The sequence below is a fragment of the Bernardetia sp. MNP-M8 genome, from assembly GCF_037126285.1.
Classification (GTDB): domain Bacteria; phylum Bacteroidota; class Bacteroidia; order Cytophagales; family Bernardetiaceae; genus Bernardetia.
The window spans coordinates 2,934,984-2,950,425 of sequence record NZ_CP147012.1; the positions used below are offsets into that span (position 1 = coordinate 2,934,984).

The 15,442-nt window shown below is 31.7% G+C and carries 11 protein-coding genes; 4 read left to right on the forward strand and 7 right to left on the reverse strand.

Annotated elements, in window-relative coordinates:
• Positions 1 to 19 precede the first annotated feature (19 nt).
• The 4 genes from sdaAB to dnaK all read left to right on the forward strand — a co-directional run bounded on the left by sdaAB (position 20) and on the right by dnaK (position 5,040).
• Positions 20 to 697, forward strand: coding sequence for an L-serine ammonia-lyase, iron-sulfur-dependent subunit beta (sdaAB, locus tag V9L04_RS12085; RefSeq protein ID WP_338790067.1), 678 nt, complete (start codon positions 20 to 22; stop codon positions 695 to 697).
• Positions 698 to 797: 100 nt separating this feature from the next.
• Positions 798 to 2,198 (forward strand): DUF4403 family protein, encoded by a 1,401-nt coding sequence (locus tag V9L04_RS12090; protein ID WP_338790068.1) that lies wholly within the window; start codon positions 798 to 800, stop codon positions 2,196 to 2,198.
• Between the two features lie 60 nt (positions 2,199 to 2,258).
• On the forward strand, positions 2,259 to 2,651 hold the full coding sequence (locus V9L04_RS12095) for a T9SS type A sorting domain-containing protein (RefSeq protein WP_338790069.1): 393 nt from the start codon (positions 2,259 to 2,261) through the stop codon (positions 2,649 to 2,651).
• 457 nt (positions 2,652 to 3,108) lie between these two features.
• Complete coding sequence (dnaK, locus tag V9L04_RS12100) at positions 3,109 to 5,040, forward strand: molecular chaperone DnaK (protein ID WP_338790070.1); 1,932 nt, start codon at positions 3,109 to 3,111, stop codon at positions 5,038 to 5,040.
• A 919-nt stretch (positions 5,041 to 5,959) separates the two neighbouring features.
• Here the strand turns inward: dnaK and yidC are convergent.
• The 7 genes from yidC to V9L04_RS12135 all read right to left on the reverse strand — a co-directional run bounded on the left by yidC (position 5,960) and on the right by V9L04_RS12135 (position 15,079).
• Positions 5,960 to 7,801 (reverse strand): membrane protein insertase YidC, encoded by a 1,842-nt coding sequence (gene yidC / locus V9L04_RS12105; protein WP_338790071.1) that lies wholly within the window; start codon positions 7,799 to 7,801, stop codon positions 5,960 to 5,962.
• Positions 7,802 to 7,977: 176 nt separating this feature from the next.
• Positions 7,978 to 9,675, reverse strand: a complete 1,698-nt coding sequence (locus tag V9L04_RS12110) for a CTP synthase (protein WP_338790072.1) — start codon at positions 9,673 to 9,675, stop codon at positions 7,978 to 7,980.
• 165 nt (positions 9,676 to 9,840) lie between these two features.
• Positions 9,841 to 10,317 (reverse strand): gliding motility lipoprotein GldH, encoded by a 477-nt coding sequence (locus V9L04_RS12115; protein WP_338790073.1) that lies wholly within the window; start codon positions 10,315 to 10,317, stop codon positions 9,841 to 9,843.
• Between the two features lie 127 nt (positions 10,318 to 10,444).
• Entirely contained in the window at positions 10,445 to 11,284 is an 840-nt protein-coding gene (locus V9L04_RS12120) for a PASTA domain-containing protein (RefSeq protein ID WP_338790074.1), read from the reverse strand.
• Positions 11,285 to 11,406: 122 nt separating this feature from the next.
• The gene (locus tag V9L04_RS12125; protein WP_338790075.1) at positions 11,407 to 12,150 is read right to left on the reverse strand and encodes a hypothetical protein; all 744 of its coding nucleotides are present in this window, start codon (positions 12,148 to 12,150) and stop codon (positions 11,407 to 11,409) included.
• An 84-nt stretch (positions 12,151 to 12,234) separates the two neighbouring features.
• On the reverse strand, positions 12,235 to 14,025 hold the full coding sequence (locus tag V9L04_RS12130) for an ABC transporter substrate-binding protein (protein WP_338790076.1): 1,791 nt from the start codon (positions 14,023 to 14,025) through the stop codon (positions 12,235 to 12,237).
• Between the two features lie 277 nt (positions 14,026 to 14,302).
• Positions 14,303 to 15,079 carry an exodeoxyribonuclease III gene (locus V9L04_RS12135; RefSeq protein WP_338790077.1) on the reverse strand — a complete coding sequence of 259 codons (777 nt, stop codon included), beginning with the start codon at positions 15,077 to 15,079 and terminating at the stop codon, positions 14,303 to 14,305.
• Positions 15,080 to 15,442: the final 363 nt, after the last annotated feature.

The window sequence follows — 15,442 nt, forward strand, 5'->3', positions numbered from 1 at the left end:
AAAAATAAATAGTAAAACAATGGCAACAGAAAAAAGTAGTATTTTTGATATGATAGGTCCTATCATGATTGGCCCTTCTAGTTCACATACAGCAGGTGTGGTTCGTCTTGGTCTTGCAGCTATCGATATTTTGGGAGCTATTCCAGAAGAAGCCGAAATTATTTTTTATAATTCTTTTGCTCGTACTTACGAAGGTCATGGAAGCGATAGGGCTGTTATTGCAGGACTTTTAGGTTTTGCAACTGATGATATTCGTATCAAAACTTCTTTTGATGAAGCTAAAAAAAATGGATTGAAATACAATTTTCGTTCTGTAGGAAATGCCTCTACTTTTCATCCTAATTCTATTCGTTTCAAACTTAAAAAGGGAGAGCGAAATGTAGAAATACTAGGAATAAGCAGAGGAGGAGGCTTAATAGAAATTGAAGAAGTAAATGGCTACAATGCAGGATTTACGACAGGACTTTTTACACTTCTTATATTTGCAGAAGATAAAACAGGAAGTATCGCATTTATTTCAAATATTCTTGCTAATGATGAATGTAATATTGCTACAATGAACGTTAGTAGAAAAGGAAAACGAGGAATTGCCTGCTTAGTGATTGAAATTGACTCAGAAATTCGTCCTTTATCATTAGAATATTTACGAAGTTTGCATTGGGTAAAAGAAGTCATTTATATGCTTCCTATAGAATAAATTTAAGCTAATTATAAAATTACTAATGAAATTTGAGTTCTGTATTCTATCAAAAAAACAAAGTCAATATTCTATATTGATACTATTTTCTGTATTGACTTTGTTTCTAAGCTTTAATCTTAGTTCTTGTAAAAATAGTAATGAAAATACAGCACCTGAAATTTTGCCCTTTGATGAAGCTATTGAACATCAAATTTCCTTTTTAGAAGTTCCTATTACTTTTCAAGTAGCACAAATTGAGCAAAAAATAAATGAAGCTATTAAAGGAACGCTCTATGCCGACCAAAGTTTTGAGGATAAAAAAAGTGATGGCATTAAAATTAGAATCAAAAAGGTAGAAAATATAAAAATTTCTGTTAATAGTAATTTTATGTATTATTCTGTGCCTATTCATGTGTGGGTAGAAAAAAGAATAATCAAAACTAAACTTTTTGGAAAAAAAATAGAGAAAAGCAAAGCAATAGATTTTTCATTACGACTAAAATTTCATTCAGAAATAAATCTCAATAAAGATTGGAAGCTAGATACAAAAACAAGATATACAGGGATTGAATGGATAAAAAAACCAACATTTAAGGTATTAGGAGTTAATTTTGACTTAGCAGGACTTTTAGAAAGTCAATTGCTACAGAAGAAGTCAGAACTAGAAAAAGTGATTGATAAAGCCTCATCAAACTTAAAAGTAATAGAAAAAGAGGTTAGTAAAATTTGGACAAAAATTCAAGAGCCAATCTTAGTAGAAAAAAAAGTAACAAATGGAACATGGCTTTTGGCAGAACCTATACAAATAGAAGCTAGTAAAATAGAAGGAAAAAATAAACAATTGTTTATCACTACTCGTCTAAAAACACTTTTACGAACTGTCGTCACCAAAAAAAAAGGAGAAAAACCAAAAGTAATCTTCAAAAAGTTACCTCTATTAAAGCAAAATAATTCTCTGTCTCATAACAATAATGACTTTGAATTGCATCTAAAAGGTGAGCTTCCTTATAAAGCTGTTAATGATTTATTAGATAAAAAAATAAAAGATACCATTTTAGTTATTCCAAATACAGATTATAAAATCAAAATTAAAGATGCTGAAATTTTTGGAAGTGGAAAAAAGCTATTTATGAAACTTACTGTAAAAGGTGATATAAATAGCACTATTTATTTGAATGCAATACCTCGTTTTGACTCGTTGAATAATTCACTTCATTTTGATAACTTTGATTATGATTTGCAGAGTGAAGAATATTTATTGTCGGCTGCAGACTGGATGCTCAAAACAACTGTCAAAGAAGAACTACAAAAATTACTTATTTTGCCAATGGATAATTATGTAAAACAATTACCTGATATTATTCAAACAGCACTCTCAAAAGGCAAAACGGGAAAAACAGCTTTGTTTGACTTACGAGACTTTGATCTTTCACCTCGCTTTATTCAGATTGATAAAGACCACGTTCGTATCTATGTGAAAGCAACTGGTAAAGTAGGTATCGAAATTATCAAACTCTGATTTTTAATGGTAAGTTGTAAGTAATAAATTATAAATAAAATTCTGAATCATACCTAAAAAATGAAAAAACTATTTGCTCTACTCATCTTATTATTGATTTATTTTCCTGCCTACTCACAATTTACAGGAGGTTCTGGAGGAGGTGCAGACAAAGCACAAATCAGAACAAGAACTATTCTATCCGTAGAAAATGAACAAGAAAAGATATTTTTTGAACAAATAAAAGTGACTTCTCAATCTAATTCTTTTTCAATAAAATGGAATGATAAAGTTAAACTACAACAGATAGAAATAATTGATATTTTAGGACGAGTACAAAAGACAGTTTCTATTTCAGAATTTCAAAAAGCTGTTTCTTTTTCTTTTGATGGAACAAATAAAGCAAAAGGGATTTATTTTGTTCGTTTTAGAGATGGTGAGGGTAGGTTTTTTAGTAAGAAGATTGTATTTTAATATTCTAACTTAATAAGCACAAATTCGTACAGTTATCAAAAAAAATCTTGATAAGAAACACCAAATATAAATAACTTACTCCGTCGAATCAAATAAGAAAAACAGAAAAACTGTCATTCAAAATAAAAAACAAAAGCCTAACTGTCTGATTTTAAGAAGCATAATTTTAGTTCTATCCTTCAATCTGTCACTTTGTCATTTTTTTTGTCATTCTTTTTGTTAAACTTCTATTTTTTGAGGTTGGTATATCTATTGTAAAATACTTGACATACAATTTAAAACAGAGTAATGAATCAAATAAAAATTCAAAACTCTTATTTTAAAAATTAAGGAATATCACTCCATTTTTTAATATATACTTAAATCACTAAATAGAAATTGATTTTGACTTGAGCTACTGAACAGACTAAAGTCTATTCTACAAATTCAATCAAAATACAGAAAAAAACTAAAAGATATGGGAAAAATTATTGGAATCGACTTAGGAACAACCAACTCATGTGTCTCTGTAATGGAAGGCAATGAGCCAGTAGTAATCACAAATAGTGAAGGAAAACGCACGACACCTTCAATTGTAGCTTTTTTAGATAATGGCGAGCGTAAAGTAGGAGATTCTGCAAAACGTCAGGCTATTACAAATCCAGAAAAAACGATTGCTTCTATCAAGCGTTTTATGGGAGACAGCTTTTCTCAAGTAGAAAAGGAAATGAAATATGTTGCTTACAAAGTAGTAAAAGGAGCAAACAATACGCCTCGTGTTAAGATAGACGAACGTGAATATACACCACAAGAAATTTCGGCTATGATTCTTCAAAAAATGAAGGCTACAGCAGAAGATTATTTGGGTACAACGGTTTCAGAAGCAGTAATTACTGTTCCTGCTTACTTCAACGATGCACAGCGTCAAGCGACAAAAGAAGCTGGAGAAATTGCAGGTTTGAAAGTTCGTCGTATCATTAACGAACCAACAGCAGCAGCTTTAGCTTACGGTCTTGATAAAAAAGAAAAAGACATGACTGTTGCAGTTTTTGACTTAGGTGGTGGTACTTTTGATATTTCTATCTTAGAATTAGGTGATGGCGTTTTTGAAGTAAAATCAACAAACGGAGATACTCACTTGGGTGGAGATGATTTTGACCAAGTTATTATCGGTTGGTTAGCAGACCAATTCCAAAACGATTATAATGTAGATTTGCGTAAAGATCCAATGGCTTTACAACGTTTGAAAGAAGCAGCAGAACGTGCAAAAATTGAACTTTCTAGCTCAACTCAAACAGAAATCAACTTGCCTTATATTATGCCGATTGACGGTGTTCCAAAACACTTGGTTACAACACTTTCAAGAGCTAAATTTGAGCAATTGACTGACGAATTAGTAAAAAGAACATTAGAGCCTTGTAAAGAAGCATTGAAAGATGCAGGTCTTTCAGCATCAGATATTGATGATGTAATCTTAGTAGGTGGTTCTACTCGTATCCCAAGAATCCAAGAAGAAGTAGAAAAATTCTTTGGCAAAAAACCATCAAAAGGAGTAAATCCTGACGAAGTAGTAGCATTAGGTGCAGCTATTCAAGGTGGTGTTTTGACAGGAGAAGTAAAAGACGTTTTATTATTAGACGTAACTCCTCTTTCTTTAGGAATCGAAACTATGGGTGGTGTAATGACAAAATTGATAGAGTCAAACACAACTATTCCTACTCGTAAATCACAAGTATTCTCTACGGCAGCAGATAATCAGCCGTCAGTAGAAATCCACGTTTTACAAGGAGAGCGTGCAATGGCAAAAGATAACAAAACGATTGGTCGTTTCCACTTAGATGGTATTCCACCAGCACCTCGTGGTATTCCACAAGTTGAGGTTACTTTTGATATTGATGCAAATGGTTTATTAAACGTATCTGCGAAAGATATGGCTAGTGGAAAAGAGCAAAAAATCCGTATTGAAGCTTCTTCTGGTCTTACAGATGCAGAAATCGAAAAAATGCGTCAAGAAGCTGCTGCAAATGCCAGCGAAGATCAAGCAGCAAAAGAAAACATTGAAACAATCAATAAGGCTGATTCAATGGTTTTCCAAACTGAGAAACAACTTAAAGAATACGGAGAGAAACTTTCTGAAGCCAACAAAACAGCTATCGAATCAGCATTGAAAGATTTACGCACTTCTCACGCAGAGAAAGATGTAGAGAAAATCAAAGTTGCTTTAGAAACATTGGAAGGTGCATGGGGTGCAGCTTCTCAAGAAATGTATGCTAATGCTGGTGGAAACCCAGAAGATCCAATGGGTGGTGCAGCAGGTCAGCAAACTGACGCTTCACAAGAGCCTTCTTCAGCAAATGCAGAAGACGTAACAGATGTAGATTATGAAGAAGTAGATTCTGAAAAGAAATAATCTGATAATCTCTTCAATTATATAGAAATTAACTCCTCTAAAGTTCTTTTGAATTTTAGAGGAGTTTTTGTTTATAAATTTAGCTTCTTCCAACTTTTTATCGAAATGACTCATTTTAGTTTAGCTGAGAAGCATGTTGTTCTCAAAACTGCATACAATATTCTATTAGAAAACTATGGTAAAATCAAACCTAATAATAAGAAATATATGGAAAGTAGTATGCCAATAAATCTAATCAAATCGATACTTTAGTTAAACATTGTTGCAACAATCAGTTTGCTCTAAATACACTTTTTGATTTTTATATAGGCAAAAAAGCTATCAAAATCACAAATTTTGATCTAAAATGAATTATAAAATGCTAGTTTTTTCAAATACTGCGTTTCCAATTTTTCAGTCAATGTAACAATACCCTTTAGTTATATAATACGTAAACTCGGTATTATATTCTTGCTTTTATGTCCCTGTCAGACACTTCATAGTGTCAGACAGCTATGTTGGACTAAATTGTCTGACACCTTGAAAGTGTACTGACAAGATAATTCGCAAATCAGCTAATAAAGAAGCATAGACTGACAAATACATAAATTCTAATACCGAGTTCACGTTATATAATTTACAAAGGATTATTTTTTTTAACTTTGAGAGTCCTTTCAGAAGGTTGTAAATAGTTGGGAAAATAGGTTCATTTGTACCCAAACTATTGTCAGAGTTATTTTGGATTACCAAAAACTACTGACAAAGTTTTTATGAACATGCCCTGAATGACTCTTTTACCATTGCCAAAACGAATAACAACGAAATATATATTACTTTATATCGTCGCTTTTATATTCTACATAGGAAATAACAGAGTTTGAGACATAAAAAAACGGCTTGTAGTAAAACAAGCCGTTTTTATTTGAATCCAAAAATACTCTTATTTCAATTTATCCTTCTTATTTGGATTTTCTTTTTTCGTATCAACAGTTGGCTTTCCTTTGGCTTGTGCTTGTTGCTCTTGGGCTTGTGCCATTGCATCTTGCATACGTTGCATAAAAGAAGAACCTTTTTTACCACTTTTCTTTTTCTCGTCTCTGCGTGTTTCTAGTTGCGCTCTAATTTTTTCTTCATTTACAAAGAACTTACGAATAACTAGAGTTTGTGTAAGTGTAACAAGGTTTGAAGTCACATAATAAAGTGTCAGACCAGCAGGGAAAGAATTTAAGACAAACATAAACATAATAGGCATTCCGTACATCATCACTTTTGGATTGATAGGAGAATTTGCCATTGAAGTTTGTTGTGTACTTACACTTGTTACCAAAATCTGTGAAGCAGTCATCATCAAAGTAAACAAACTGACATGATTTCCATAAAAAGGAATAGTAAATGGTAAATTCAAGATTGAATCATACGTAGAGAGGTCACTTGCCCACAGAAATGCTTCATTACGAAGTTGAATCGCACTAGGAAAGAACGTAAATAACGCAAAGATAATCGGCATCTGTAATACCATCGGCAAACATCCACTCAATGGATTGACACCAAACTCACTATTGAGTTTCATTGTTTCCTGTGATTGTTTGGCTTGGTCGTCTGGATACTTTTCTTTAATCTTCTGGATTTCTGGTTGCAAAACTTTTGTTCTAGCTTGTGCTACATACGATTTGTAAGTAAGAGGAGCTAAAACCATTTTGATAAGAAATACCATTACAATAATCAGAATTCCGTAATTAGAAATGAATTTTTCTAAAACATTAAATAATGGAATAATAACATACAAACTTATCGGCTGCAAAACTGCCCAACCTAAATACGTATTTTCTTGGAAACCTTCTGTAACAGCTTTATTAATATCGTGCTTGTTAGGACCAAAATAAAAACGAGCATTTGCATCAGCAGTAAGCGAAGAAATAGGAATAGAAGTTTCTACTTTTAGTGTTTTAATAGTAGAAGAATCCATTTCATTGACAGCAGCAGAACCAATAGTCAATTCATCAAACTGTTTGTCAGTAATAAGAGCAGCATTGAAAAAACGTTGTTTCATAGAAAACCAAGAAACTGAATTTTCTAATTTTTCATCTTGTTTATCTGTACTTCCTTTACTCAAATAATCAAAATCGTCTTCAATAGTATAATAATTGACAGTAGTTTCTCTTCTATCTAATTCAATATTTTGGTCAGTGCGTTTGATAGCGTCTGTCCAAGAAAGTTGTAAAGACTGAGTAGCTGCATCAGTTTTGATAGCATAAAATAACTCAAAGCCATCTTTAGGCAATGTATAAGTGATTTCTAAAGGCTTTCCATCAACTGTACCAGCAAAAGTAACCTTATCTTTTGCAGCATTCTGAACAGTAAAACCGAGTTTATCAATTCTGACACTTCCAGAAGAAGTAGGTATCGAAAGTTCGATTTGACTATTTTGCTCATCTACCAAAATCAATGGTTTTCCATCGAAAGTTTCGTAGTTTTTGAGTTCTACATTCAAAATTTCTGCTCCTAACGAAGACAAAGCCACTTTGATATTATCATTTTCCAAAACAATTTCTTTTGCACTTGCAATCAAGGCTTTTGTAGCAGAGTCTAATTCTACTGATTGTTCTGTCTGCGTGTTTGTTTTGGCTGCAACAGCTTCTTGTGCTATTCTGATGCTGTCTTGTATTTGTTCTGTTCTCTGTTTTTGAGCTTGTTGTTCATCTTTGCTAGGGCTAAAAAAGAACATATACGCAATAAGCAAAGCTGACATCAAGACGAGTCCGATGGTTTGATTTTTATCCATTTATACTAAAGTAAATTAATTTTCGATTTTTCTTATCAAGAATAGGTTTTTTATAAAACAAACCTTTATCCTTTGTTTGGAATAATTCAAAAAACTGCCAAGTAGTCCGAAAAATTCTTTTTATTTATTTTTCAACCGTCAACGAAGTTCAAATGAAACGTCGTTGAGGTAAAAAACTATTCTACCACTTCTTCCAAACGCTTTTGAAGAGCAGCTTTAATAAATCCTACAAAAAGAGGATGAGGGCTAAGAGCCGTACTTTTTAGTTCTGGATGAAACTGAACACCTACAAAATACGGGTGTTCAGTTTGTTTCATTTCTACAATTTCTACTAAATTTGATTCAGGGTTTATTCCTGTTGGAAGAAGTCCTGCCTTTTCGTAATCCTTCAAAAAAGTATTGTTGAATTCGTAACGGTGACGATGACGTTCATGAATCAAATCTTTTCCATTATAAACCTGTGAAGCCAATGAGTTCTTTTTGAGCTGACAAGGATATGCACCCAAACGCATTGTTCCTCCTTTTGTAGTAATATTTTTTTGTTCTGCCATTAAATCTATGACAGGGAAATTAGTATTTGGATTCATTTCTGCCGAATGTGCGCCTTCTAATTTTAAGACATTTCTAGCAAATTCTACCACAGCAACTTGCATTCCTAAGCAAATTCCGAAAAACGGAATTTTATTTTCTCTTGCATATTTGACAGCCAAAACTTTCCCTTCTATTCCTCTATCTCCAAAACCAGGGGCAACCAAAATGCCGTCCATGTTTTCTAAATATTTTTTTACATCATCATCAGAATCCAAATCTTCTGAAGAAACCCATTTTAGTTTTACTTTTGTTTCAGTTTCTGCACCTGCATGTATGAATGATTCGACAATAGATTTATAAGCATCAGGTAATTCTACATATTTTCCAACTAAAGCAATTTTTACTTCGTCAGTCGGATTTTTTAGCTTTCCTAAGAAGTGTTTCCATTCTTCCAAGTTTGGTGTACTATCTGTTGGTAAGCCTAATTTATCTAAAACAATATCGTCTAAATGTTCTTTTCTCATCAAAAGAGGAACATCATAAATTGTATCTGCATCAATCGATTCGATGACTGATTTTATATTTACATTACAAAACTGTGAGATTTTTCTACGAATGTCATCAGGCAAAGAATGTTCGGTACGACACACCAAAACATCAGGCTGAACACCTTGTTCAGAAAGCATTTTGACAGAATGTTGAGTAGGTTTTGTTTTCAGTTCTTTTGCTGCACTTAAATAAGGCACTAAGGTAAGGTGAATAACTAATGAGTTTTGGTCACCCAATTCCCAACGAGCTTGACGAACAGCTTCCACAAAAGGTAATGACTCAATATCGCCAACACAACCACCAATTTCAGTAATTATAATATCATACTTTCCAGTTTCTCCCAAAAAGTAAAAATTACGTTTTATTTCATCAGTAATATGAGGAATTACTTGAACAGTTTTTCCTAAAAAGTCGCCTTTTCGTTCTTTATTAATGACTGTATTATAAATTCTTCCTGTCGTTACATTGTTTGCTTGTGAAGTGCTGACATTCAAAAAACGCTCATAATGTCCTAAATCCAAATCGGTTTCTGCACCATCATCAGTTACATAACATTCACCATGTTCATACGGATTGAGTGTACCTGGGTCGATGTTGAGATAAGGATCAAATTTTTGAATGGTAACAGAAAATCCTCTTGATTGCAAAAGTTTGGCTAGTGAAGCCGAAACAATGCCTTTGCCTAAGGAAGAAGCAACACCACCTGTAACAAAAATATATTTTGTTTTACGTGGAGAAGAAGAAGTGGAAGTATTTTTTGAAGTTTCTTTATTGGAATTTTTAGTCGTACTCATAGCAGTTTGCAAACAGGTGTTTTTTTTGATGCCACAAAATTACGAAAAAAACGATTAATTCAATTACGAATTACGAAATAAGTATTCGGCACAGCTAATTAAAAATTACGATAAATGGAATAAAGGTTAGTTTAGGAATGTTTATTTTTTTGTAATCTATATTTTTTAGTTCTCAATTCTCAAACCTACTGTTTGTATTCCTTCTAATGAATCTTTACGCATCATCTGTTCTAATTCTATTTTGTAGATTCCTTTTTCAGAAAAATCAAAGTTTTGTTCTAGTTGAAATTCTCTGCTATAAATAGTACCAAATCCTTCACCTAGTGGTTTTCCTGTTGTACAGTCGAAGAGTGTATCTAATTTCATTCCTTCAGTAATTAAACTTCCTTTAGGTGAAAAAATTTTATAACGAACATAGCTATTACAATAATCGTAATCTGTATTATAGCGTAAATGATAAAAAACAGAGTGTTTTTGAGAATCATCTATTTCTACTTCAAAAGATTGATGGTTATCTTTTTGCCAAACTCCATTCTCTAATTCTTTGTGATTTTCATACAAACCATTATCTCCACACGAAACAAGAGTAAAAAATAATGATACAATGAAGATAGAAAGAAAGAGATTTTTATAAAATTGCATAGTGGTAGATTAAAGGATTGCCTTTGACTAAATAAGAAAAAGGGAATTTGTTTTTGGTAAATAAACGCAATTAGATATTACTTATTTCTTAGCTTTTTGATAAAAAATGTTATTTCAAAAATAAATGCTAATCATAAGATGAAGCTACCCAAAGTTCTATTGTTTGTCCTACAACTATTCTAGTTGCTGCTGATGGTTTTTGTGAGATAATTGTACCAGCTTCTTTTCCCTCTGCTTTTTGGTCGTGGATTTCAACTACAATCCCATTTCCTTCTAATTCTAGCTTTACATCTTCACCATATTGCCCTATATAATTTCCCATTTTAAAATCATCATTAACACTTCCACTAGCAATAAAAAGTGTAACTTCAGTTCCTTGTGGAATATAAACTCCTTTTTCCAAATCAGCTTTTGTATATTCTTTTCCATCGACAGCTATCTTCAATACTACATTTCTAGCACTATTGGTAACATATTCTGGCTTACCCATTTTTAACTTCACATTTTTGAGTTGTGTATGTGCGCTTGTATAAGGAAAGTCTATAATTTGAGGAATACGTGTTTTTGGAGGTGTTTCTGAATTAATAGTCAGATAAATCTTTCTATTAATCTTTACAGTAGAGTTTTTTGCTGGGTTTTGTTGCAAAACGGTCAGAGGTGGATAATCTGGATTGTAAGATGTATCTGCAATTTCATAACGCAAATCACGTTTTTCTAAAAAAGATGTGACTTCTTCTATTTTCATTTTGTTCAAATCAGGTACTGTTATCGTTGTATCATGATTTGTAGTGCTTGGTAAATACATATAAAAGAAAGCATACAAAATAAAAGCCACCAAAGTTGCCATTAAACCTAAATGAATAAGTAATGTAGAATAATGATTGCGAGTAAGATAATAATGCACTTTATGCTTTATTTCCTTGAAGTCTATATTATTTATACGGTCTTTAAACGAATTTGTATCCATCTTGTAATTAGCAAAACTTAGCAGAACATAATTAGGTAAGACACAAAAATACAATATTCTATCATATTCTTTGCTTTATTCTGTATTTAAGTAGAAAAAAAATAAAATTTTAGTCGTCTAAACTATTCTTTTTCCATTATTTTTTTCTTGATATTCTCTTGTAGAATCAAACTGACTGTTTTGTATTCCTCTAAAATTATATTTAGTTTATCTTGTACTCTTTCAAAAACAAATTGCATAACTGATTTGATTAGACTTTCTGAAAGCTGAATAGAAGTAGCAGCTTCTTGCAATGTCTTTGTGTCTAAACTCTCTATAAATTCTTCCGTTATTTCATCTAACCTTTTTTCTGCGACTCTTTCAATTTGCTTTGTCATTCGCATAAAGTGCATAGACTCTTCTAGTGATTGTGTTTTTTGATTCTTAACAATCCAGTCCATTTGTGCATCTAATAATTTCATTTTGAGCTTATGTGATTCTGCATCCATGTGATTTCTCAAATGTATCATTACCCCCATTAAACCTTTATTAGTTAAAAATTTTGCTAGTGCCTTTTCTACTTCTTTATCTAAATAATCTGCAAAAACAGCTTGAAATTTGTCTTCAAAATTATTTTCTACTATCTCTTTTACAATAGTTTCAAAGTTAGCACTTAATTCTAAATCTTGAAGTTCTTGCTCTTGATCATAAATAAGATCATATTCAGCTTCTTTTAATTTTTCTAAAAACTCAGTCAATTCAAGCCATTTTACAAAATCAGTTTTATTACTCTCAAATAATCTTAGTTCAACTTGTTTTAAGTCTTGTAAAGCCTTGAATTTTTCACTATTTATTTTATCTTGAATTTGTTTTTTTGATGGACTCATGATTTTCTAAATTAAATTTTGACAGAAAAAAAGCCAATTATTAGGATAATAAATGGCTTTCTTAAAATTGTAAAGTTATATTTTTTAATTTCCTGCTTGTGCATTGTTTGGATTTTCAGTTGCTTTTGGTTCTAAATAAACCTGTGAAAAATCTCTGTACTGCATTGGATTGTTAGGAAAGTTTTTAACGTAAGGTTGTAATAAACGATAACCTTCATCATACCATAAAACGATAATTGGAGCATCTCTCATGGCTACATTTTCAGCTTGAGCAAAAAACTTAATTGCTTCCTCTTCATTGGCTGCATTCATTGCTTTATCATAAAGTGCATCAAATTCTGGATTTTGATAACGAGATAAGTTTGGATAAGAAACTGTTCCAACTGTGCTAGGAACATCTTTTCCATAAAACATACGAATAAATGCTTCTGGACTAGGAAAATCTGCAATCCAAGAAAGTTTGATAAGTTGGAAATCTCCTGTCATCATTTTGTCAGTAGATTGAGCCATCGGAACAATGTTAAGTTCTACATCAACACCCAAAACATCTTTTAAATCTTTTTTGATTTCTACAGCTACATTTGTATTTCTATCACCTTCGGCGTTAAGTTCTAATGTGATTTTAGGAAAATCTTTGGCATTTCTATAACCTGCTTTATTGAAATAATAACGAGCAGAATCTGGGTTATAGGAGTATCCATACACATCATCTGGATATCCTTTATCTTTGAAAGAAGGTGGTGTAATTCCGTGATGACCTGCTTCATACGCCTCTCCTCCTAATACATATTCAAAAATTTCGTCTTTATTAATAGCAAAAGAAAAAGCACGACGTACATCTGCATTTTTAAAGATTTTATCATCTGTCATAAATGTCAAAATCTGTGTTTGCATTTCTGGTTCGTGTTCCAATTCAAAAGGTAAAGAGCCGTCAGCACGTTGGTATTCATCTATGATATCTATAATATAATCTGTTGGAAGACGATACACCATATCTAGTTTATTCTTACGGAACTCAAAAAGTTCTGTTTTCTTGTCTTTAATAAAATAAACTTTTACAGCATCAAGATAAGGCAAACGATTTCCAGCTTCATCTATTCCATGGTAATTGTCATTTCTTTTCAAGATAACCGAAACATCTTCTTCTACGTCTGCCAAAACAAAAGCACCTGTTCCAACAGCTTTTCCACCCATATCTACACCATATTTTTCGTAAGCTTCTTTTGCAAAAATATAGGCTTCTGGGCGAGCTAAATAATTGAGAAATAAAGCATTTGGTTTTTCAAGTGTAATTTGAACTGTGTGAGTATCAAGCACTTTTATACCTTCTATCTCATTAGTTGGTTTTGCTCCACTTGCTGTTGCATTGTAGTAAGTTGTTGCTCCTTTTATTACTCCCCCAATAACGTGAAACCCTTGATTGTCACGACTCTGTGTAGCTAGACGAGTTAAACAATATTTTACATCCTCAGCAGTAAATTCTCTTCCTTTTCCAGATGTGAAAGCTGCATCATCATGAAAATACACTCCTTTTTTCAAACGAATTGTATATACCAAACGGTCTTCACTAAGTTCATAGCTTTCTGCAAGTCCGTTAGCTACCTTTAGTGTTTTCGGATCTAATTTAAAAAGTCCTTCATAAACTTGTGAAGCAATTCGGTACGAATAAACATCCACAATATTTAGAGGAAATAATGTTCTGAAGTATTCTGTTTCGTTTACATTAAATACTCCTCCATAAAAACGTCCTCCTTTTGCTTCTCTGACATTTCCAGCTTCTGTAGAGCTAGAATTATCACAAGAAGTAAGTGATAAACAAGAAAAAAGAGCGAAAAGTAAAAATAGAGAATAAAATTTAGTAGGTATTTGCTTCATACGAATGTGCCTTAAGTAACATTGAAGATGAGAAAGTCTGAATGATATATAATTAGATTTCAATTTTGATTGAGTGTAAGTTGAAGATTTTTTAAGTTAAGAGTAAGACTTAATTTTTCCTAAATTTAGAAATTAAAAATCCTTTAAAAAAACAATTTGTAGAAATAATTTAGTAAATCAAAAAACTTTGCTCATAAATTATGTAAATATAGTGATTTTTGTCTTGTATTGTCAAACTAATTGGCTTAGTGGTTATTACTGGATTGTATCTTCAAATCTATAATGCTAAAGAAAGCAAAACAGGACAGTGATCTGAATGCACAACTTCTGAAAGAATTTGACAATTTGTCATATATTCTGAAAAAGGTTGTGATACAAAATGATAATCTATACGCCAACCCAAATTTTTTGCTCTACAATTATTGCGATATGTCCACCACGAATAGTTGTGAGGTTCTTTATTGAAATTTCTAAACGCATCAATCATACCCTTTTCTTCATAATCGTCTAACCATTTTCTTTCTTCAGGCAAAAAACCAGATGATTTCTTGTTAGCTTTTGGATTATGAATATCAATTTCTTTATGACAAATATTATAATCTCCACAAACAATAATGTTTTGTTGTTCTTGTCTAACGTTTTCCAAATACTCATCAAATTCTGCTAACCATTTGTACTTATATTCTTGACGGTGTGTTCCTGAAGAACCTGATGGAATATAAACATTTATTAGCGAAAAAGAAACTCCATTTACTTCAAAATTAGCTTTCAAAACTCTTCCTTCGTCATCAGACTGTTGCATAGATGAGCCTTTTTGTACTGAAACAGGTTTTATTTTAGTTAGAATAGCTGTTCCACTATATCCTTTTTTTTGTGCAGAAAACCAATATGATTCATATCCTAAAGATTCAAAAAGAGCTTTGTCTACTAATTGTTCATCAATTTTAATTTCTTGTAAACACACAATATCAGCATCAATTTCTTTTAGCCATTCAGCAAAGTCTTTTTTTAAAGCTGCCCTAATTCCATTGACGTTATAAGTAATAATTTTCATGTAGATATAATATAATTTGCTTGTGTTTTTCACTTAATAACACTAAAGTAATAAAACTATTGGAAATTCTGTTTTTTTATAAAAAAACTCTCTTTCAAATAACATTTCTTTTTATCTGCAATGAATCAATTTGGGTTTTTAATAGTTCTCAATGAGCTTTTTCATTGCTTTTTATTGTGTACAAATAAATAATTATGTACAACGATAAATTTTTCAAGTCAAAAAAAATAAATTTTCTATAGCTCCTACTCATTATTTTATAGACGTTTTTATTTTTTTATCGTATTAAATAGGCAGTTCACATAAAAATCATCCTAATTAATTGTATTGAATTAAACTTTGGTAAACTATTGGATATAGTAT